General features: G+C 64.5%; 18 protein-coding genes. 7 read left to right on the top strand and 11 right to left on the bottom strand.

All coding sequences use genetic code 11. The features are described from left to right. Window positions 1–85: 85 nt before the first annotated feature. Complete coding sequence (locus tag F7Q96_RS08150) at window positions 86–1,711, bottom strand: 3-(methylthio)propionyl-CoA ligase (protein WP_053821893.1); 1,626 nt, start codon at window positions 1,709–1,711, stop codon at window positions 86–88. A 453-nt stretch (window positions 1,712–2,164) separates the two neighbouring features. Between F7Q96_RS08150 and F7Q96_RS08145 the strand changes: the two genes are divergently transcribed. The 5 genes from F7Q96_RS08145 (at window position 2,165) to F7Q96_RS08125 (ending at window position 6,205) form a co-directional block, all read left to right on the top strand. Beyond that, window positions 2,165–3,796 (top strand): protein adenylyltransferase SelO, encoded by a 1,632-nt coding sequence (locus F7Q96_RS08145; RefSeq protein WP_053821894.1) that lies wholly within the window; start codon window positions 2,165–2,167, stop codon window positions 3,794–3,796. 66 nt (window positions 3,797–3,862) lie between these two features. Further along, on the top strand, window positions 3,863–4,312 hold the full coding sequence (msrB, locus tag F7Q96_RS08140) for a peptide-methionine (R)-S-oxide reductase MsrB (RefSeq protein WP_053821895.1): 450 nt from the start codon (window positions 3,863–3,865) through the stop codon (window positions 4,310–4,312). Window positions 4,313–4,413: 101 nt separating this feature from the next. Further along, the gene (locus F7Q96_RS08135; protein ID WP_053821896.1) at window positions 4,414–4,977 is read left to right on the top strand and encodes a septation protein A; all 564 of its coding nucleotides are present in this window, start codon (window positions 4,414–4,416) and stop codon (window positions 4,975–4,977) included. Between the two features lie 16 nt (window positions 4,978–4,993). Next, a complete protein-coding gene (locus tag F7Q96_RS08130; protein ID WP_053821897.1) occupies window positions 4,994–5,323 on the top strand; it encodes a BolA family protein in 330 nt (109 codons plus the stop codon). Window positions 5,324–5,410: 87 nt separating this feature from the next. Then, a complete protein-coding gene (locus F7Q96_RS08125; protein WP_053821898.1) occupies window positions 5,411–6,205 on the top strand; it encodes a peptidylprolyl isomerase in 795 nt (264 codons plus the stop codon). 155 nt (window positions 6,206–6,360) lie between these two features. Here the strand turns inward: F7Q96_RS08125 and F7Q96_RS08120 are convergent, their stop codons facing one another. Together F7Q96_RS08120 and F7Q96_RS08115 are read right to left on the bottom strand one after the other, a co-directional pair. Further along, a complete protein-coding gene (locus F7Q96_RS08120) occupies window positions 6,361–6,975 on the bottom strand; it encodes a DUF1439 domain-containing protein (protein WP_151022447.1) in 615 nt (204 codons plus the stop codon). Between the two features lie 82 nt (window positions 6,976–7,057). Continuing rightward, window positions 7,058–7,258 carry a SlyX family protein gene (locus F7Q96_RS08115; RefSeq protein WP_053821900.1) on the bottom strand — a complete coding sequence of 67 codons (201 nt, stop codon included), beginning with the start codon at window positions 7,256–7,258 and terminating at the stop codon, window positions 7,058–7,060. Window positions 7,259–7,931: 673 nt separating this feature from the next. Between F7Q96_RS08115 and F7Q96_RS08110 the strand changes: the two genes are divergently transcribed. Beyond that, window positions 7,932–8,939, top strand: coding sequence for a DMT family transporter (locus tag F7Q96_RS08110; RefSeq protein ID WP_082371477.1), 1,008 nt, complete (start codon window positions 7,932–7,934; stop codon window positions 8,937–8,939). A 32-nt stretch (window positions 8,940–8,971) separates the two neighbouring features. Here the strand turns inward: F7Q96_RS08110 and F7Q96_RS08105 are convergent, their stop codons facing one another. The 3 genes from F7Q96_RS08105 to F7Q96_RS08095 all read right to left on the bottom strand — a co-directional run bounded on the left by F7Q96_RS08105 (window position 8,972) and on the right by F7Q96_RS08095 (window position 11,452). After that, window positions 8,972–9,346, bottom strand: coding sequence for a Clp protease/crotonase-like domain-containing protein (locus F7Q96_RS08105; RefSeq protein WP_053821902.1), 375 nt, complete (start codon window positions 9,344–9,346; stop codon window positions 8,972–8,974). 60 nt (window positions 9,347–9,406) lie between these two features. Continuing rightward, a complete protein-coding gene (locus F7Q96_RS08100) occupies window positions 9,407–9,925 on the bottom strand; it encodes a nucleoside deaminase (RefSeq protein WP_043437575.1) in 519 nt (172 codons plus the stop codon). An 84-nt stretch (window positions 9,926–10,009) separates the two neighbouring features. Then, window positions 10,010–11,452, bottom strand: coding sequence for a nucleobase:cation symporter-2 family protein (locus F7Q96_RS08095; RefSeq protein WP_144425803.1), 1,443 nt, complete (start codon window positions 11,450–11,452; stop codon window positions 10,010–10,012). 149 nt (window positions 11,453–11,601) lie between these two features. Here F7Q96_RS08095 and F7Q96_RS08090 point away from each other — a divergent pair, with 149 nt between their 5' ends. Next, window positions 11,602–12,516 carry a LysR family transcriptional regulator gene (locus F7Q96_RS08090; RefSeq protein ID WP_053821903.1) on the top strand — a complete coding sequence of 305 codons (915 nt, stop codon included), beginning with the start codon at window positions 11,602–11,604 and terminating at the stop codon, window positions 12,514–12,516. Between the two features lie 35 nt (window positions 12,517–12,551). Here F7Q96_RS08090 and F7Q96_RS08085 read toward each other — a convergent pair whose 3' ends face one another. The 5 genes from F7Q96_RS08085 to F7Q96_RS08065 all read right to left on the bottom strand — a co-directional run bounded on the left by F7Q96_RS08085 (window position 12,552) and on the right by F7Q96_RS08065 (window position 21,392). Then, complete coding sequence (locus F7Q96_RS08085; RefSeq protein WP_144425804.1) at window positions 12,552–13,415, bottom strand: energy transducer TonB; 864 nt, start codon at window positions 13,413–13,415, stop codon at window positions 12,552–12,554. Window positions 13,416–13,418: 3 nt separating this feature from the next. Further along, window positions 13,419–14,321: a DUF6708 domain-containing protein gene (locus F7Q96_RS08080; RefSeq protein WP_151022445.1), complete on the bottom strand. Its 903-nt coding sequence runs from the start codon at window positions 14,319–14,321 to the stop codon at window positions 13,419–13,421. Window positions 14,322–14,324: 3 nt separating this feature from the next. Beyond that, the gene (locus F7Q96_RS08075) at window positions 14,325–17,588 is read right to left on the bottom strand and encodes a T6SS effector BTH_I2691 family protein (protein WP_082371478.1); all 3,264 of its coding nucleotides are present in this window, start codon (window positions 17,586–17,588) and stop codon (window positions 14,325–14,327) included. A 79-nt stretch (window positions 17,589–17,667) separates the two neighbouring features. Then, window positions 17,668–18,600 carry a DUF4123 domain-containing protein gene (locus F7Q96_RS08070; RefSeq protein ID WP_151022443.1) on the bottom strand — a complete coding sequence of 311 codons (933 nt, stop codon included), beginning with the start codon at window positions 18,598–18,600 and terminating at the stop codon, window positions 17,668–17,670. 2 nt (window positions 18,601–18,602) lie between these two features. After that, window positions 18,603–21,392: a type VI secretion system Vgr family protein gene (locus F7Q96_RS08065; RefSeq protein WP_151022441.1), complete on the bottom strand. Its 2,790-nt coding sequence runs from the start codon at window positions 21,390–21,392 to the stop codon at window positions 18,603–18,605. Window positions 21,393–21,423: the final 31 nt, after the last annotated feature.

The raw sequence follows: 21,423 nt of genomic DNA, 5'->3' as shown, positions 1-21,423 counted from the left end.
CGGCTTGCCCGATGGCCCGTTTGCTTCTACGGCGGCGCCATCGAAGACGCCCCCGGCTGCTGCACGTGCCCTGCGGCGGCCCCGTTCAGGCCGTCGGCAGCCGATAGTCCTTGAACTGCTCGCGCAGCTTCAGCTTCTGCATCTTGCCGGTGGCCGTCAGCGGGATCTCGTCGACAAAGGCGACATCGTCGGGGATCCACCATTTGGCGACCTTGCCCTCGAAGAAGCTCAGCAGCTCTTCGCGGGTCAGCTCGGAGCCAGGCTTCTTCATCACCACCAGCAACGGCCGCTCGTCCCACTTGGGATGGTGCACCGAGATGCAGGCGGCCATATGCACCGCCGGATGCGCCGCGGCGACGTTCTCGACGTCGATCGACGAAATCCATTCCCCGCCGGACTTGATCACGTCCTTGCTGCGGTCGGTGATCTGCATATAGCCGTCGGCATCGATGGTCGCCACATCGCCGGTCGGAAACCAGCCGTCGACCAGCGGCGAGCTGTCGCTGCGGTAATAGCGGTCGATGATCCAGGGGCCGCGCACCATCAGGTCGCCGAAGGCCTTGCCGTCCCACGGCAGCTCGCGCCCTTCGCCGTCGACGATCTTCATGTCCACGCCGTAGATGACCCGGCCCTGCTTCTCCAGAATCGCCTGCTGCTGCTCGGGCGGCAGCGACAGATGCTTGTTCAGCAGCTTGCAGGTGGTGCCCAGCGGCGACATCTCGGTCATGCCCCAGGCATGGATCACCTCGACATCGAGCGCGTTCAGCGCCTTGATCATCGCCGGCGGCGCGGCCGAGCCGCCGATCACCGTGCGCTTGAAGCTGGAGAAGCGCAGCTGGTTGGCCTGCACATGCTGCAGCAGGCCGAGCCAGACCGTCGGCACGCCCGCCGAAAAGGTGACCTGCTCCTGCTCGAACAGCTCGTACAGCGAGGCGCCGTCGAGCTTCGCGCCCGGGAACACCAGCTTGGCGCCGACCAGCGGCACCGAGTACGGCAGGCCCCAGGCATTGACGTGGAACATCGGCACGACCGGCAGGATCACGTCCTTGGCCGAGCAGCCCAGCGCGTCGGGCAAGGCGGACGCATACGAATGCAGCACCGTCGAGCGGTGCGAATAGAGCGCGCCCTTCGGATTGCCGGTGGTGCCGGAGGTGTAGCACAGGCTCGACGCGGTGTTCTCGTCGAAGCTCGGCCACTGGTAGTTGCCGTCCTGGCCCTCGATCAGATCCTCGTAGCACAGCAGCGGCAGCTTCGATTCGGCCGGCAGGTGCGCGCGGTCGCTCATCAGCACCCAGCCCTTGACCTGCGGGCAATGCGGCGCCAGGCCCTCGACCAGCGGCAGGAAGGTCAGGTCGAAGAACACATAGCGGTCTTCGGCGTGATTGACGATATAGGCCAGCTGCTCGGGGAACAGCCGCGGGTTGATCGTGTGGCAGACCGAACCCATGCCCGATACCGCGTAGTAGATCTCGAGGTGGCGGTAGCCGTTCCACGCCAGCGTGCCGACCCGCTCGCCGGGCTGCACGCCCAGCTTGCCCAGCGCCTGCGCCAGCTGGCGGGCGCGCAGTTCGCAGTCGCGGTAGGTATAGCGGTGGAGATCCCCTTCGGTGCGCCGCGAAACGATTTCGGTGCTGCCGTAATGGCGGGCGGCGTGGGTGATGATGGAGGAAATGAGCAGCGGCGCGCCCATCATTTGTCCCATCAATGCCATGGGAATGGTCTCCTGTATCGGTTGCGATATTCGCCCCGGCAACGCCGAGAAGCGAACAATCGTTCTTTTTTTAGGCCGACAAAAACCTTCCAGCGGAAGGCGTCAGCAGACACGCTCGCACTGCCCGTCCTGCACTGCCCACGTGCACTGCGCCGGTGCACAGCAGAGGCGCAAACGGGCGGCATGACGGGAAGACTGCCGGTGATGGCCGCGCCGCGATGGGAACAAGCGGAAACAAGCGGGAACACCGGCCGCGGCGCCGCGGTCAGACCAGGGAAAATGCGGCGTGCAAGTACAATACTGCCAGCCATGTTGCACCTCAACATGTCGTTTTCCCTAGCCTGCAAGCGCACTTCCAGGCAGGCCACCGATTGCAGGCTGTTGCACCGCGCCGGTCCCCAGCCCCCTCCGCGACCATTCGCGCCCGGCGCGTGAAGCCAAGGCCCCGACCTCATGTCCTCTGATCCGACCTCAGCTGTCTCCCCCGCACCGGCTCCCTCGGCTCCATCGTCGCCCGCCATCGCCGCAGAACCGCCCTTTTCCGTGGCGCCCGGTTTTGCCGCGCTCGGCGAGCGCTTCTTCACCCGCCTGCAGCCCATGCCATTGCCGGCGCCCTATCTGGTTGCCGTCGCCCCGGCCGCGGCGGAACTGCTCGGCTGGCAGGCGGGTCATTCGGGCGAGCCAGCCAGCCCCGACAAGGCGCCCCCGCTGCGGGACTTCGCCGAAATCTTCATCGGCAACCGCGTGCCGGACTGGGCCGATCCGCTGGCCACCGTCTACTCGGGCCACCAGTTCGGCGTCTGGGCCGGTCAGCTCGGCGACGGCCGCGCGATCCGCATCGCCGAGGCGCAGACCGCCAACGGTCCGTGGGAAATCCAGCTCAAGGGCTCCGGCAAGACGCCGTATTCGCGGATGGGCGACGGCCGCGCCGTGCTGCGCTCGTCGATCCGCGAATACCTGTGCTCCGAGGCCATGGCCGCACTGGGCATTCCGACCACGCGCGCGCTGTGCATCGTCGGCTCCGACGCGCCGGTACGCCGGGAGACCATCGAGACCGCCGCGGTGGTCACGCGCCTGGCGCCCACCTTCATCCGCTTCGGCCATTTCGAGCATTTCGCCGCGCACGACGACGTGGCCGCGCTGCGCCAGCTGGCCGACTTCGTCATCGACCGCTTCATGCCGGAATGCCGCGACAGCGCCGGCGGCGAGACCATCAGCCCCTACCAGGCGCTGCTGCGCGAAGTGTCGCTGCGCACCGCCGACCTGATGGCCCAGTGGCAGGCCGTGGGCTTCTGCCATGGCGTGATGAACACGGACAACATGTCGATCCTCGGCCTGACCATCGATTACGGCCCGTTCGGCTTTCTCGACGCCTTCGACGCCAACCATATCTGCAATCACTCGGACACCCAGGGCCGCTATGCCTACAGCCAGCAGCCGCAGGTCGGCTTCTGGAACCTGCATTGCCTGGCGCAGGCGCTGCTGCCGCTGTGGATCCAGCGGGAGGACGGCCAGGCGCCGACCGAAGCGGCCAAGGAGGCCGCGATCGAGGCCGCGCACGCCGGCCTCGATCCCTTCCGCGACCGCTATGCGCAGCGCTTCTTCCAGCTGTACCGCGCCAAGCTGGGCCTGGCCAGCGCCGATATCGACCACGCGGCCGACGAGGCGCTGCTGACCGACCTGTTCCGCCTGCTGCATACCCAGCGGGTCGACTACACCTTGTTCTGGCGCAACCTCGCCCGCATCTCCTCGGCGGACGGCAGCCGCGACGCGCCGGTGCGCGACCTGTTCATGGACCGTGCCGGCTGGGACGCGTGGGCCGAACGCTACCGCGCCCGCCTGCGTGCCGAGAACTCGGACGACGCGGCCCGCGCGGCATCGATGCTGGCCGTCAATCCGAAGTACGTGCTGCGCAACCATCTGGCCGAGGTGGCGATCCAGCGCGCCAAGGAGAAGGACTTCAGCGAGGTGCAGCGGCTGCTGGCGGTGCTGTCGCGGCCATTCGACGAGCAGCCCGAGGCCGAGTCGTATGCCGCGCTGCCGCCGGACTGGGCGTCCGGTATCGAGGTAAGCTGTTCGTCCTGATATCGGTCCCGATCTCGAACCGATCTATCGAACCCAACACCGATCGCCCCCACAAGGATCCGCATCATGCCCGTCAACAAGACCGAAGCCGAATGGCGCGCGCAACTGTCCGACATCGAATACCGGGTCACGCGCGAGGCCGCCACCGAACGCGCCTTCACCGGCCGCTACTGGGACCACTGGGAGCCCGGCATCTATCGCTGCGTAGGCTGCGGCACGCCGCTGTTCGAGTCCACTACCAAGTTCGACGCCGGTTGTGGCTGGCCCAGCTATTTCCGGCCCATCAACGGTGAGGTGATCGACGAACACGTCGACCGCAGCCACGGCATGGTCCGCATCGAGGTGCGCTGCAAGGAATGCGGCAGCCATTTGGGTCACGTGTTCGAGGATGGCCCCGCGCCGACCGGCCTGCGCTATTGCATCAATTCGGCTGCGCTAAAATTCGACGACCGCGAGCCCGAACCGGGCTCCGGCGAGGATGCCGGCCACGCCGGCAAGTCCGGCACGCCTGGCTGAGCCGCAGCGCTGACCAACGCACGCTGACCCGCCGCGGCCAGACCCCACGATAACGATTCCGCGATGCCGCGCGCCGGCATCGCCTTCCCCGACGGACCCGCATGAAATTTCTGTTCGACCTGTTCCCGGTCATCCTGTTTTTCGTCACCTTCAAGCTGGCGGGCATCTTTGCCGCCACGGCGGTCGCCATCGCGGCCACCATCGTGCAGATCGGCTGGGTCTGGCTGCGCCACCGCAAGGTCGAACCGATGCAGTGGATCAGCCTGCTGATCATCGTCGTGTTCGGCGGCGCCACACTGCTGCTGCACAACGAGACCTTCATCAAGTGGAAGCCGACCGTGCTGTACTGGCTGTTCGCGGTCGCGCTGCTGGCCTCCGCCGCGATCTGGCGCAAGAACCTGATCCGCGCCATGATGGAAAAGTCCGTCAAGCTGCCCGACCCGGTCTGGGGCCGCCTCAATACCGCCTGGGCCGGCTTCTTCGCCGCGATGGGCGTGCTGAACCTGTGGGTGGCCTACCAGTTCTCGACCGACATCTGGGTCAATTTCAAGCTGTTCGGCAGCATGGGCCTGATGCTGGTCTTCATCGTCGCGCAAAGCCTCTGGCTGTCGCGCCATATGAACGAAAACGCGCCGGAAAAAGCGCAGGAAAGCGCCCGCGATTGAGCGCGGGCATCGCACCATGAACGACGTCTCTTCTTCGTTGCCTCCCGACAGCGCCGCCAACAGTCCGGCCGGCGACACCGCCGCGCAGATCGACGCCCTGCTGCGCGCCGAACTGGCCCCGTCCCAATTGACCGTGCGCGACGACAGTGCGCTGCATGCGGGCCATCCGGGCGCGGCCTCGGGCGGCGGGCACTATCATGTCACCATCGTCAGCGAACGCTTCGCCGGCGCGAGCCGGGTTGCCCGGCATCGCATGGTGTATGATGCGCTGCGCAGTCTCTTCCCCATGCGGATCCATGCCCTGGCAGTGTCCGCATTCACCGAGCAAGAGTATTCCGCGCAGTGACCATCATCCGCGCGGTGTCTGCACAAGCCTCTGCGCAAGTACCTGCATAATCGTCCAGCCTTCCCCAGACTTCCCAACACTGATTCCATGAAGACCACTGTCCTCTCGTTCAGCCTGGCGGCTGTGCTTGCCGCTGGCAGCTTGCCCGCACTCGCCCAGAATGCCGCCGTCGTCAATGGCAAGGGTATTCCGTCGGCCAAGCTCGACAAGCTGATCGCCGGCACCGGCCAGCCGGATTCCCCGGAGCTGCGGGATCGCGCGCGCAACATGCTGATCGACCGCGAACTGCTGGTGCAGGAAGCCACCAAGCGCGGCGTCACGCAAAACCCGGACGTGCAGGAGCAGCTGGAACAGGCGCGACTGAATGTGCTGGCCGGCGCTGTATTCGAAGACTATGTGCGCACCCACGGCACCAGCGATGCCGAGCTGCGCAAGCAATACGACAAGATCAAGGCCCAGTTCGGCAACGGCAAGGAATACCGCGCCCGCCATATCCTGGTCGAGAAGGAATCGGAAGCGGTCGCGATCATCGCCAAGATCAAGGGCGGCGCCAAGTTCGCCGACGTGGCCAAGGCCTCGTCGAAGGACCCGGGCTCGGCCGCCAACGGTGGCGATCTCGACTGGGCCAGCAGCAACAGCTATGTGCCGGAGTTCTCGGCCGCGATGGCCGGGCTGAAGAAGGGCCAGATGACCGAGACCCCGGTCAAGACCCAGTTCGGCTGGCACGTGATCCTGCTCGAGGACGAGCGCGAGACCAAGATCCCGACCTTCGAGGAAGCCAAGCCCCAGCTGCAGCAGATGCTGATGAGCGACCAGAACTGGCAGCGCGAGCAGTTCCAGTCGATGATGAAGTCGCTGCGGGACAAGGCCAAGATCCAGTAAGGCGGCTTGCCCCTGGCGCCCGGTCACCACCGGGCGTCGACGAGAAAACCGGCGCTTTACGCGCCGGTTTTTCTTTGCATCTCGCGGCCATTCGGGCCGTTCGAGCCATTCGGGCCATTCGAGCCATTCGGGGCCGTGAGACGGTCGGCCCCGCCCTACTTCGTGTCGATCTTCACCGCGATACCATCCTCGGTCACGGTGATCGCGCCGGGCTCGACCTGCTTGCCGTTGACCTGCAGCTCTTCGGGCTTGAACGTGTGCAGCGGATAGTCCTTCAGCAGTTCCTGCGCGACCAGGTTGCCCACCGCATTGAGCTGCGCGCTGTATTGGCCCGGCACGCCGTCGACGTGGACCTGCTCGACGGTCGGGTTGTCGAGCAGCACCGCGCGCTTGACCGGGTCGTAGCGCAGGCCGCTGTTCAGCGCCAGCGTGCCGTTGATCGGCGGCGCCGGCAGCAGGCTGTTGGTCAGCTGCGCATCGACCTGCGTGGTGATGCGGTTGCCCGCCGCGTCGAGCGTCAGCCGCGGCCGGGTCAGCCGGACGTCAAGCACCTGCGCATAGCGCAGCGTCGCCGGAAAGCGGCCTTCGACGGCGCGCTGCAGTTCCTGCTTGGTGAAGGTGTATTCGCCGGTCCAGATGTTGTAGCCGGCGATGGCGGCGCCCGAGAGCACGGCAAGGCCGGCACCGAGGCCAAGCGCCGCGGCGGTGGCCGTGGCCGCCAGGGGCCGCCGGAGGCCCCGGCGGCGGCCATGCGAAGGGATCGAAGACATGCGCGATGCTGGAGTGGTCACCTCGGTCAGACCCGGGTGGCGTCCCGACGTTCCAACATCGGCAATTGGTAGCAACGGCGGCTCAGTAGTGCGGCGGTATTTCCTGCACCGACCCGTCGGCCGCGTTACCCGTGGCAGCGGGCAATTGCTGGTACAGCGCCTGCATTTGCTCCTGCAGCAATTCGATCTGCCGCTGCTGCTTCGCGACGGTCAGGTTCAGCGTTTCCAGCAGGTCTTCCTGGAAGGCCAGCTTGACCTCCAGCTCGGTGATTCGCGATTCCATGAGGTCCTCCAATGCCAGATGTCAGACATACGGGCGGGCATGCGCCCGCGGGGCGCGCATTGTACCGGACCGGCGCCCCGGCCCGGGCCACCGCGGACGGGGTTGTCAGCACATCATAGAGCGTGTACGCTTGCGCGAGTCGTGCCGCGGAAAGCATCGGATTTCGGTCTGATTCCGATAGATCGCCCCGCCGCCGACGCACCGACCGTCCCATGACGGTCGTGTGACGGTTTTCCACCCCTTTCGGTTCCACTTGGGCTCCATGACGCCTGTACGCCGCGCTTCTTCGATTGCCGATCCGGTCCTGCCGACCGGTGGCGCGCGCGCGTCGGCGCCTCCCCGCGTTTCTCCTGTCTGGTCGCCGCCGGCCGCTGTCTGCTCGCCCCCGGCTGACGTCGCTGCCGTCGTGGCAGGCGTAGCACCGCCGCCCGCTGTCGTGGCCGGTGTTGCACCGCCGCGCGCCGTCGTCGCAGCGGTCGCCCCGCCGCCCGCGGCCGTCCTCGGCTGACCCCAGCCGACCCCCACTCTTCCGTCTGACCGTGCGCGCCCGGCGCGCGCGAACGCCATTGCCGTCTGCTGGATGCCGCGCATCGCGCCGATGCCGGCTCGCAATCGCCGCCGGCGTTCGCTCACGGTCGACCGAAGCCCGTCACACCAATGACAGGTGAAACCGATGAACTTCCAAAGATTCGCGCATGCGGCGCGATCGACGTTGTCCTTGCTGTCCTTGTCGACGTTCTCGTCGGCGCTGTTGTCGGCATTCTCGTCCCGACCGACCTCGTCCCGGCCCTCCTCCTCCCGACCGTCCCTGCGCTCGCGCGTGAAGCTGCCCGACACCTGGGCCGCCCACGGCTCCACGGCGCTGTTCGTGCTGCTGTGGAGCAGCGGCGCGATCGTCGCCAAATGGGGCCTGGCCTATGCCTCCGCCTTTGCCTTCCTGACGCTGCGCTTCGTGCTGGCGTTCGGCGTACTGCTGGCGATCGCCGCATGGCGCCGCCGCTGGCTGCCCGAGCCCGGACAGCGCGCGCGGGTCGCGATGGTCGGGCTGCTGCTGACCGGCTGCTATTCGATCTGCTACCTGCTGGCGCTGGACCGCGGCGTCACGCCCGGCATGCTGGCCACGCTGCTCGGCGCCCAGCCGATCCTGACGCTGCTGCTGACCGAGCGCCGCTTCTCGGCGTTGCGGCTGATCGGACTGGTGCTGGCGCTGGCGGGGCTCGTGATGGTCGTCTACCAGGGCATCGGCATTGCCGGCACCCCGGTGGCTGGCATGCTCTATGCGCTGACCGCGCTGGCCACGATGACGGCCGGCACCATCGTGCAGAAAGGCATCCGCCAGGCGCCGATCGACGTGATGCCGCTGCAATACGGCATCGCGCTGCTGATGTGCCTGGCGCTGCTGCCGTTCGAGCCGATCCACGTCTCGTGGACGCCCGCGCTGCTGCTGCCGCTCGGCTGGATGGCGCTGGTGATCTCGATCGGCGCGACACTGCTGCTGTACCGGATGATCCAGGGCGGCAATCTGGTCAATGTGACCAGCCTGTTCTACCTGGTGCCCGCCGGCACCGCGGTGCTCGACTATCTGATCCTCGGCAACCGGCTGGCGCCGCTCGCGTTGGCCGGCATGGTGACGATCCTGCTCGGGCTGGCGCTGGTGTTTCGGAACAAGCCCGGGGCGTGATGAGCCCGTGCGCCGTCGCCGGCCACCGCTGCTCAGGGCGGCGGCCGGCGACGGCGGGCCAGCACCGCGCCCAGGATCAGGCCGACCACGAGGGCGACCACGATCCACAGCCATGACGCTGCCATCGGTGGCGCCGTAGCGGGCGCCGTCGACGACCCGGGGGCGGCGGTCGGCGTCACGCCGGCCATCGTCGCGGTCAGCGCCTGCCAATCGGCTTTCGTGATCTGCGTCATCCGGGCCGCATCGGGCAGCCCGAACACGCAGATCTCGCCGCCCGGCAACTGACAGAAGCGCTCGGCCGGGCAAGCCTTCAGGATCTGTGGGGTTTCTCCCGTGCCACACCGTGCGCCGGCGCTCTTGAGCACCTGCAGGGTGACGTCGGGATGCTTGGTCAGTTGTTCCGGCATGGTGCCTCCCGCTGACATCGGCGACGAAACGCGTCGCAAGCGCGAGGCCCCTGCCCCGCCTTACTTCCAGAACCCAGTATGGGACTGGGCCGCCTCGTCTTCCAGCATCGGACCGTGCACCTCGATCTGGCGCTGTCCCCGCGCGAAGACTTCGCGGCAAGGCAGCGAGAAAGTCGGATTCTCCGGATGGTCGCCGGTCAGCCCGAGCAAGGTGTGCTCCGACAGCGCATAGACCACGCGGCCGATATTGCACCAGTAGATCGCGCCGGCGCACATGCAGCAGGGTTCGGCGCTGGTGTACAGCGTGCAGCGTGCCAACTGTTCCGGACTCAGGCGCTTGGCGGCCAGCGCCGCTGCGGCCAGCTCCGCATGCTGGGTCGGATCACCCTGCGGCGGCATCGAGTTGTTGCCGGCCGAGGCGACGATATTGCCGTGCTCGTCCGCCACGATCGCCGCGAAGGGATGGCGGCCGTTCTGCTTCGATTGCTCGGCCAGCGCGATTGACTCGCGCAGCAGCCGCAGGTCCAGTTCGGACAGCGTGGAGGTGGTGGTACGGGTCTGGGTGTCGATGGCTGGCATCGGACGATTCTCCTGGCAAAGATGCGCGTGATGGCGCGATTCGATTCGATTCAAATAGATTGCGGCCGGCATGGCCGCGTGGGATCAGGACTGGCCCGGGGCGACGGCATGCTCGCTGTCGGTCACCGCGGCCTGCGATGTCCCACGATTGAGCAACAGGTTCAGCAGCACGGCCGTGATGGCGCCGAGGAAAATGCCGCTGTCGAGCACCAGCTTCAGCGGCCCTTCGACGCGCTGGAACAGCGCCGGCAGCGACATCGGCAATACGCCCACGCTGACCGACACCGCGACGATGATCGCGTTGCGCGTGCCGTCGAACTTCACCCGCGACAGCTCCTGGATACCGGCGACCGTCGTCATGCCGAACATCACGATCGCGCAGCCGCCCAGCACCGGCCGCGGTACCGATGCAATCAACGCGCCAAGCTTGGGGAACAGGCCCATCAGCACCATGATCGCGCCCGCCGAGGCGACGACATAGCGACTCTTGACGTTCGAAAGCGCGATGAGCCCGGTGTTCTGCGTGAACGCGTTATAGGGAAAGCTGTTGAAGACGCCGCCGAGCATCGTCGACAGTCCATCGGCGCGGAAGGCATCGCCGAGCGTGCGCTGCGTCGAGGGCCGGCCGACGATGGTGCCGATCGCCAGTACATTGCCGGTGGTCTCGGCCATGATCACCAGCATCGCCAGCAGCATCACCAGCGTCGGCACCGGTGCGAAGGACGGGGCGCCGAACGCGAACGGCGGGCTGATCTCGAACCAGGCGGCGCGCCCGACCGCGTCGAAGCTCGTCATGCCGCACGCCATCGCGACCGCCGTGCCGGCCAGCAGGCCGATCAGCACCGACAGATTGCCGATGAAGCCGGAGAAGCGCGCATAGACGAACAGCGTGATGGCGATCGTCGCCAGGCCGAGCAGCAGGTTCGGCGCCGCGCCAAAGTCCGGTGCCGCGGGATTGCCGCCGCCCAGCCAGATCGCCGCTGCGGGCATCGGCGTGACGCCGATGATCACGATCAGACTGCCGATCACCACCGGCGGAAACCAGCGCAGCAGCCGGCTGAACAGCGGTGCAATCGCGATGGTCAGCGCGCCGGCGGCAATGACGGCACCGAACACATGGCTGAGCCCGTATTGCTGGCCGATCAGGATCATCGGCGCGATCGCGATAAACGAACAACCCTGGATCAGCGGCAGGCGTGCGCCAAAACGCCAGAAACCCAACGTCTGGATCAGCGTCGCGACGCCCGAGGTCAGCAGGTTGGCATTGATCAGCGTGACCATCTGCTGCTGGGTCAAGCCCAGCGCGCTGCCAAGAATCAACGGCACCGCGACGGCGCCCGCGTACATCACCAGCACGTGCTGCAGGCCGAAGCTGGCCAGCTGCCGCACTGGCAATCGTTGATCGACCGGATGGACGGCCGGGCGGACGTCCGGGTGGTTGGCCGATTGATAGGCCGAATGAGCGGCCGAGTGAGCGGCCGGCTCCTGCGGCATCGGTTCTGGTCCCGCCTGCTGCTGCGAATGCATCGTGGTCTCCTCCGTCTGGTCTGTGGTCCCGCGCTTTTGCGCCGGCCGGATCGGTGCGCCATAATCCGGCGGGTTTGCGCGGCGGGCCAAATCGGCAGCCATCGATTTTTTTGATAGGCAGTTTTTTGACGGGCAGGAGTCAGGCAGCGATGCGCTATTCGCTCGATCAGCTGGAAATGTTCACCCTGGTGGCCAGCACCGGCTCGTTCTCGGCCGCGGCCCGGCAACTGCGCAAGACGCAGTCCGCGGTCAGCACCGCGATCGCCAATCTGGAGGCCGACCTCGGCCTGGTGCTGTTCGAACGCGGCGGCAAGGCGTCGACGCTGACGCCGGCCGGAGAAAAGCTGCGCAACGAAGCCGAACTGGTGCTGGAGCGCTGCCTTCAACTGGAAGCGCATGCCAACGAGCTCGGCGAACGCGTCGAGCCGGCGCTGACGCTGGCGATCGAGGTCCCCTACTCCACCCTGATGCCGCCGCTACGGGACTTCGCCGAGCGCTTTCCGCATGTCGACCTGCAGATCCGGCATCCGCTGCATGGCGATGTGGCCGAACTGCTCGCGCGCGGCGAAGCGGACCTGGGCATCGCGTTCTCGCAGCCGGCCTACCCGCGCGATCTCGGCTTTGCCCAGATGGGCAAGCTGATCCTGTCGCATGTCGCCCACCGCGACCATCCGCTGTCGAAGCTGAAGCGCGTCGATTTCGCCGACCTGCGCGCGCACCGGCGGCTCGTCTTCAGCGGCCACAACCACAAGCTGCCGAGCAGCGAATACCTCGACGCGACGCGCTGCTGGCAGGCGGAGAGCTATGCCGCGCTGCTTGAACTGGCGCGCACGGGCCTCGGATGGACCACGCTGCCGCGGCAACTGATTCTGTCCGAATTGGCGTCAGGCGAACTGGTGGAACTACCACTGACCGCTTATCCGTACACCGACTGGCTGGTCGGCGTGGATCTGATCTGGGCGAAGGCGCATGTGCTCGGCAAGGCAGGGCTGTGGTTGAAACGCCGGCTTGGCGAGCACAAGGTGTATGAAGTGGATCGGGAGGGGAAGAGGACGACGTTGTAGGGCCGGCGCCCTCGCTGGCGGCCGTACGCTCCGGCCTACCCTCCTGCCTGTACGACAAACGATTGCGTCGTCGTGAACGGTACAAGGGCACCGCTACCGCGCACCGAACAACGCATCGCGCTCATCGCCCTGCGCGCCGCGTTGTCCACCGGCTGGAATCCCGACGGCTTTTCCAGCGCGGTCCGGGCCACCGAACCATCCTCACCGATCCACACGCGCACCGTCACCGATACCGGCTTGTCGGGCAGCTCGCTGACCAGGGTCAGCCGCGGCTGCGAGCAGCCGACATTGGGCGGCAGCCCTTCCCGATAGTTGACCGGCGCAGATGCGGCCGGCCGCGGTGAAGTTTCCTCGTTGCGGCAGATCGCCTGCTGCTCCTCGAACACCTTGCGCATCGCCTGCAGCGTGTGCGGCTGGGTGGCCGCGCCGGCCGACCACTTGGCCGCCAGCGGCGCCGGCAGAGCCTTGCCGACGACTGCAGATTCCTCGGGCGTCAGCCGGAAAGCGAGATTGCCTGACGACAGCCGGTCGGCTCGCGCCTGCTGGATGCGCTTGCCTACCGGGGTATCAAGGAAACGCCTCAGCGCGAGGAATTCCTCCTTCGAAAAATCCTCTGCCAGGGGATAGCCGATTTGGTTTGCTACCGTGCGCGGCTCCATGGCCGACAGGCAGGCGGCGCGCTTGGGCGAAACCTTGTTGCCTTGCGGCTTCAGCGTGCCCTTGGCGGCGGGGATCACTTCGCCGGTAGCGACGGCTTCGGAGACGCGCTTGGCTGCAAGCTCAAGAGTGCTCGGCTGACTATCGGCCGCAACTACAGCGACACTGCTGGGGGCCCAGAGAATAAGCGGCAACAATCCCGCAATGAGAGTCGAGCGGCCAGTGTCGATGTGGTCGACCATGTATCAACGGCCCTTTCCTTCAATCTGCTCAGGGGATAGCGGAGCGCCGCCGGCCGCTTCCTCCAAATACTTGGGGAAACGCAGTGGTGGGTTGTTGTTTGTCGGCTTACGGAGTGATTCTCCGTCGTTTAGAACTGGGCCACCTTCTTCCATATACCGCCTGATATGCTCCCAAATTTGAATGCAAGGTCCATCACCTGCATTAAAGGTATCGCCCAATCGAACGACATCTTTGAGACGTCTAGGATTGTCTTCATCACCCCACAGAATCGCAATTTCAGACGTCTCTCTAAACAACGCACCCGTAAACTGGATGGCCTTATAGGTTCGAAAGTGCGCGTCATCCCAAGAGCGGACGATGAGATCGACCGGCGCAGGCTGCCAGAACCTAAGGAAATTTGGAAATCTAACTTGGAAGTATGATACTTGCCGAGTATGCCTATTAAACATGATAGGCCAGTCCGGCGGCGCCCAACGAATAATATTAATGCACCAAACAACAAACAAAAAATCAACCACAATTAAGAAAAGAAACAACAAAGAACCAATCACATCCGATAGCGATATATCGTCCGCCGCAAAATGATAAAAATCCCCAATGAGAGAAAATGCAACTGGGAAAAATAAAAACATCCCCATCAATATGCCGAGCCATACAAAAAATTGTCGCGTTGACCTGCCCGCTGGGGATCCCACCAACAGGGCACTCGGGTAGGCGCCGATGATCGTGTCGTAGGTCCTGGCTACTTTGCTGACGGGACCGCTACCTAAAGCAGGTGCTCCTCGGACGGGCGCGTTTTTTAGAAAAGGCACACGCCTTTTCAGCTCTTCTGGTATATCAAAGATACGCTCTGATGCGCCAGATTCTGGCAGCAGTATTTCTTTATCAAAGTCGTGCACAAACATTACTTAATCTCGAAGAACCTCGTCCACGATGAATACCTCATCTCCTGCCGCGCCTGCATTCGGTGCAAATATTGACACCCTTGCGTAAGCCGAATCGTACACCAGCATGTCGACTTTAACGGAGATAATGTGACTGGAATATCCTGAATCCTTGTCTACCGTCGGCTCGTGTTTTGGCGCTTGAACTCCGCTCTTCGCACCCGTCGTGAGCCATCCGTGCCGTCCCTCACCATAATGGCGAATGCCTGCGACGAGGGAATCCCCGGTCTTGCCAGACCCATATATTCTGACTTCCCATGGCAACTTATGATCAAGCGGAAGTGGAATTTTCAGTCTCAGCCAAGCCTCGCGCGAAAAGCTTTGTGCAGCATGTTGAGGAGTGGACAAACCGCCAAACCCGAGCTGCGACGATGCGGCTGATATTGCCATATTCTCGAGCAGATTCAGGCGATACGAAAAATCCACTTCCAAACCAAGCAACGTCTTATTTGCTTCCACCGACTCTTTTTCAAAACCACCCCATTTATCCGACGCCTTCCCCCAAAGTGTTTTCGCCGCCCATTTCTCTGGTGGCCTGTCCTTTATCAACAGAATCACGAAGCCAACAATTACACCTAAAGCCACCAACAGCAGGCCCCAGCCCGTGGCCGACAGGCCTAAGAATGGCGTCGTCCATCCGAATGCCGCTGCGACCAAAGCTCCTGAAGCAACGCCAAACAGGACAAGCTGGAATCGGTACCCTGCCCGCGCATCTCCATCGCCATCTTTTCCAGCTCGCTCCATGTTGATATATGCCTGAACGGCGTCGATCGCCGTGGTGAAGGCGCCGAGCATACCGGCCAATTTGGTCAACCCTTCTGTAGCAACATGGAGTCGTATTCGCTTTGCCACCCCGATCTCAGCGAATACCGCACCAATGCCGAGACCGGCCGACAATAGTGCTAAAGCGCCATCCTGACGTTCGCTGCTATTACCCTTTGAGTAGTCGCCCCATGTCTTTGCGACTACCAAGACTTGTAATACGCCGGACCCGGTTGCAAGCACACCGGTTTTTGTCCGAAGTGCCGCCATATAGTCGCGCGCGACCTTGGTGAGCCCAGAGAAGTCCAGGCTCATGGTCCATTGAGCCAGCTTGTTACCATAGACTTCGGCTGGCCGTACGACATACTTTCCAACGGCGGCACCGGCTTCTTTCGCGCCCCGAAACACATCCTCCGGTGCTCCTTTCGCGATAAGGTACACGTCGACCATCCCCATTGCGGCAACCGGTGCGCCGTTCATCTCCAGGGCCGTGGCTCCGTTCAGTACAAGGCTCTCGACCTTCCGTTCGGCCGACTTTGCTGTAGCAGCCACCGCTTGCCGAATCTCCCCCTTCATGCTGTGCCATAGCGCCGTCGCTTCGCTCAACGTCACCCTTACCCGCACCAGCGTGATGTGCGAAGGCTCGGACTTGATCATCAAAGCCATCGTCGCCAACTTCAGTTTGTACCGAAGCTGTTCAGGCAGATTTCGTGCCCTATCCAAGCCAGCCGACACTGCACCGACGACTGGAAGTAAATCCTGTACAGTCTCTTGCATCAATGCCGCGAACTTCCGACCAGGGGAGAGATCTGCCAGCGTTTTGATGGCATCAAACCCCTTAGACCACTGATTTGGATCATCTACCCATTTCGCGAAGGTCATCTGATTTCCGAGGAGGGCTTTCCACAGCAGGGCTTCATCGTTGGCTGCGGGCAGCGTCAAGAACCCCTCGAACGCTTCCTGCCCTTTCTTTGTCAAGGGACCACCAAGCGTCAATTTGCAGATGCATCTGGCATAGAAAAGGCCATCCGTTTCGTTTGCGGTATCGAAATCATTCTTTGTGACAAACTTCCTGGCATCGCTGCGTAACCATGCAAGATAGTCTTCCTCGACACGCGCGAGCTGCTTTTCGTCATCTGCGACGGTTTGGTAATACGTCTGCAGAAACTCCCTGTGTTTTGGTGCCTTGCGCCCTCCCTGCAATTTGTCAAGGACGTCCCCGACCAGGTCGTTCGTCTGGTAATCGATTTCCTTGGCACTCGGGATATCAATGGTTCCATTCAAATTATCGGGATACCAATGATTAGGGTTGGGTGACCCTTTTACGAGCCCCGGACGGAACCGAGCATCGGCCGGTAATTGCTTACTAGCCATCATCGTATCGAACTGCTTTCGGGTCACGGCCTTACCCTGCAAATGCGCGAAACCTGCGTTGGTTTTCCTCCTATCCGCACCATTTTGCTCGATGATTTTTAGCATGCCCTCGATCTGGAGTGCCGATGGCAAGCAGTCGGGGCCCTTCTTCTCCAGCAAACGGGCAGCATCATTGCAAAGCGTCAGCCTCCGTTGTGCTGCCTCAGTCGTCACGCCAACAGGATCGGGCACGCTAACAATCATCAGATTGGCGTCGGTGAACTTTTTGGACGGATCGGCCGCCACAAGCTTGCGGGCTTCGGCCATCAAGTGCGACGCCCATTCCCGGCGTTTCTTTGGGGGCTCGTCGTCGAGTATGTGCGGCTGGTCTTTCTTTTTTTGTTTGTCGTCCTTGGTTTGTGGCTGCTCCTCCGTCAGCTGATGCCCCTGAAACGGATTTCCGCGCAATGCCTCGGGGTGTGTCTGCGCGAGCTTGGGCTTATAGTCGGCGACGCATTCCTCGATGTTGAGCACCGACATGGGCAGCGAACGTTCAGCCCTTCCCGCCTTTGCGTCAATGCATGCCATGCGCTTGCTACGCAGGCTTTCATTCGCGGCATAGCGCTTGCGTACGGGCTCGCTCCACGGATGGTCGCTGAAGCCGACCCACACGCGCTGTGTATTGGCGGCGTCTGGAATGACGAACAGCATGGCGATGGCGTACGCCTCGGTCCGCTTGCAGTAAAACGCCTTCGGATCCTCGCCGGCTGCCGCCAGGGCGACCGGCGTCAGATATCCGCCCTCGTCGACATGGAACAGTTGCCAACCACCTTGCTGCTTCAGTTCCGGCGTATGAGGATGCTCATAGTACGCATGAAGGTAGCCCTTGCGCAGCGTTCGCATGACATAACCGGACGCGGTGAGTTTCTGATCCGCCACGCCCTTTAAAAGAGGCTCGACGTATTTCCTGCGTGCGTTGGCATATGCCGCGTCGGCCAACCCCGGCCGCACCAGCAACACCGGCAACCCGGTCTTCACACAGGACGGGCACCCCTGCCCGCCACAAGCCGTGGCCGTCGCCGCTGCCGCATTGGCACGCGAGCCGTAGGTCATTACTTGTCCTTCTGCCATGTCTTGGATCCGATGGTTGTGTTGCGTCGAATTGAGCGGATGAAAGCGGGACGCTGCGGCGCTATGCCGGCACTTCCGCGCGCTCCAGATCGCGCCGGATGGCGTCCCAGCCTTCCGGGTCGGGGATTTTTTCCAGCGCCAGGCCGAGCGGAATACCTTGCTCGCGGGCCTCTTCGACCGCCCTGATGATGCGGGGGTGTTCGGTCAATCTGGGATGCAGCATCAGCTGATAGGCGCCGAGCAGCACGATGTCGGCGCTTTCTGTAAGACCGATGCCGCGAGCCGATGCGACCGCATGGTCCGCCTGCTTCAGGTAGTCGTGCGGCAGTTCGTCCTCGAAGGCGCGCCAGCCTCGCAGCATCTGCTGAACCTCTTCACAGCGGTGTGCGTGACGCCATTGCGCCTGCGACAGTTGCAGTGGCGGCATGCCTGCCGCAAGGGGTGCCAACGGAACTGGTGGCCCGACATACCGCACGACGGCGCCACGCCGATCCAGTACGAGCCATTGTCGGATCGGATGCATCAGCGAAGCTTGCTGGCCTGACTCGAGCACCGGCCACATCCATTCGAGCACGCGCCGATCTGCGAGACGGAAATAGCGAATGCCGTGCCCCGGTTCGATCGGCGACATGATGTTGGCAAAATGCCGGGCCAGTGCGTCGCCGGATTCTTCGGACAGCAGCCAGCCACCGACGGCAAATCCGCGCGTGCTTTCGAGTTCCGGGTTTTCGAGCTCGGCAATGGATGCGACAACGCTGGCTTCCAGTATCTCTACCGCGGTCGCTCGCAGCCCCAGTAGGTACGGGCGTTTGTCGTGATCGATGCCCGGCCGGCGAATCGGAATGTCCCAACGCTGAAGCGCCGCCGCCTCGACGCGCTCTGCATCGATCGGCTCGTAGAGCATCGGATCGATCAGCAGGTACGCACGCAGGCTGTCATCGGCTTGCAGCGATGTACCGATTTGCTGAATCAGTTGGTCCGCATCGATGGCCATGGCTATAGCACCGCGCTGCCGCTCGCCGCAGCAGCATCGTCCTTGGTGGGACAAGCCTTGAGGTCCCCATTGGCAAGGTCGGTACTTGCCTCCCCACCACCCGGCCCCACAAACCGATGCCCCGCCCCCTTGAACTCCACCTTCCCGGGCGCGTGCAATTCGATCTTGCCGCCCAGCACGCGGACCTGCGCGCCGGCGGCATTCAGCAGCACGTGCTGCTTGCCCTCGACCGTAACGTTGGCCTGCGTCGAGGCGATGGTCACCGTGCGCTCGGCTGCGTAGCGGCTGGCGCCGGTCAGGCTGGCGACTTCGACCTTGCCGGTGGCGGCGTGCAAGGCCATGCCTTTCGCGTCGCCGCCCTTTTGCCCGGTCGGCGTACCTTGGCCGGTGGAACCAGAGCTTGAACCGGAGCCCGAGCCCCCCTGCCCATCGGTAAACAGGCTAAGACCATCAGCCACCGCGACGGCCAGATTGCCGCCTGCCGCAAGATTGAAATGTTCCCCGGCCACCAGCGTGGCATTGGTGCCCGCGACGAGCACCGCATCGGCCGGCGTCGACAGCGCCACGCCCTTCGGGCCGGAGACCACCAGATGCGGCTCGCTGTAAGCAATCGCAGAGCCGCCGTCCTCGGCCTTCGCCTCGGTACGCAGCACCTCCGCGCTGCGCTTCAGCGATTCGAGCGCCGGCAGTGCATCGGCAGCGGGCTCGCCTGGCAGCGCGGCCTTCTGTTTTGCGGCCTGCTGCTCCAGCGTGCGGGCGAGCTCCAGGCTGTCCTCGACCTGCGTCGCGGCCTGTTCGCTCTGCAGCAGCGGTTGCGTGACGCTGCCATCTTCGGCGGCGATCAGCAGCCCGGAGCCGGCGCGGACGCTGCCGGAAGCGTCGGTGGCCAGCGCCGCGCCATGACCCAGGTCCGCCTCGCGGGCGTTGTCGCGCTGGAACAGGTGGTGGCCCAGCGTCAGCGACGTCGCGGCCTGCGTGGTCGACAGCAGCGTGCGGCTCTGGCCCTCGGTGTCGTCGAACACCAGCTGGTTGTAGCCGCCGTTGCCGGTCTGGCTGGCGGACAGCGCCTGCGTCTTGATGCCGGACATTACGGCGTTGTGTGCGTGCGCCTTGTCGTTCTTGCCGTCACCGGCGAACCAGGCGGGCGCATTGCCGGTCGCGTTCGCGGCGCCGGCCTGTTGCTTGTTGATCTGCGCGTCAGGCTCGCCGGCGCCGTTGTAGGCCGCGCCGACGACCACCGGCCGGTCGATATCGCCGTTGACGAACTCGACCACGACTTCCTGGCCAACGCGCGGCAGCGCGACGCCGCCCCAGTTGTCGCCGGCCACCGGCGTGGCAACGCGCAGCCAGCAGCCCAGTGCGGACTCGGCGCGCGCGTTGTCGTCCCCGGCCGGGTGGGACTGACGGCTCGATGAACGCCCGCCGCGCTGCCAATGGAATTGCACCTTGATGCGATGGTCCCGATCGGTATGGACAGGACCGCCGTCGCCGACGACCAGTGCGGTCTGGCTGCCGCGCACGGTGGGACGCGGATGCAGCAGGCGGCCGTCGTCGCCGCGCAGCGCCGGCCGGTATGGCACGCTGGCGCGCACGGCGGTGAAGCGGTTGCGGTACAGCGGCAGCGTTTCGTTGTCGCCGGCCGGGGCCAGGCCCGTCATTGCCATCAAGGCCTGGCCGAAGCCCTCGTTGAAGTTGTTGCGAGCCTCGTGCGTAACCGACAGCACCACGAAGCGGCGGCCGTCGTCCTCGTCGCCATCGTGCTCGTAGTGATCGAGCAGCGAGAACGTGGTCGCCGGCGCCAGCGTGCGCACCGTGCCGCCGCCATGGAAGGCCTTGTTGCGAACCTCGAGCGATTCCATCGCGATGCGCGCGATGCGCTGCGCCTGCTCGGCATCCTCGAACGCGTACTGGCCGACGTAGTCGGTGTCGGTCAGCGCGGTGGCCTGTTCGCCATTGTCGTGGTGCGTGCTCAGCGTGGCGCTGCGCAGCGAGGCGGTGCGATAGTCCCAGGTCGCCAGCTCGACCGCATTGGTCTGCCACTGGCGCTCGCCCTGCCATTCGGTGATCACGTCCTCCGAAGCGGTCGCATCGGCGCGGCCGAAGCGGACGCTGGCCTGCGCGTTGTCCTTGAATACGTCGTTGCGATCGGCGATCACCATCCGATGCAGGCCGAGGGCGTCGCCATCGGCAGCCTCGTGCTCGAAGTAGTAGAACAGCCCTTCCTCGGCAAGCAACCGCGTCACGAAATCGAAATCCGACTCGTCGTACTGCGTCACCACGCTGCGCTTCGGATAGATCGCGGCGTCGGCCACCGCCCAGCGCCATTCCGGCACCAGCTTGCCCTGCCCGCGGTAGTCGCCGAGCACGCTGTCGACGACTTCGATCACCGACATGTCCTGGAACAGGAAGCTGTCGCGCCGATGCCGCAGGAAGGCAAGCCACGGCTCGATCACGAGCCGGTAGCGCGCCAGGCCGCCATTGGCGCCGACGCGCTCGAACACCGTCACATGGCCGTGCAACGCGCGCGGCTTGTCGCGGCTGAGCTGCGTCAGCAGATCGATGCGCACCGGCTGGCCGAGCAAGGCGGCCGGATCGAGCTTCGCGTCGTCCGACAGCGCCGACAGCTCGATACGAAAACCGCCGCCATCGAGCTGTTCGCGCGCGAGCAGACGCTCGGCCAGCAGCACGTCGTCGCCCAGCGGCGTCGCTAGCCGCAGCAGCCGGTCGTGCTGGCGGAAGGCCGCGCGCAGTTGCGCCGCCAGTTCATGCGCCATATCGGTCAGTACGCCCATCGCTGCCTCGACTGTGAGTTACGGTGTCAAT

The organism is Cupriavidus gilardii (genome assembly GCF_008801915.1).
GTDB lineage: Bacteria > Pseudomonadota > Gammaproteobacteria > Burkholderiales > Burkholderiaceae > Cupriavidus > Cupriavidus gilardii.
The sequence above is the reverse complement of the archived record's forward strand: the minus strand, read 5'-3'. Positions and strand labels throughout refer to the sequence as shown.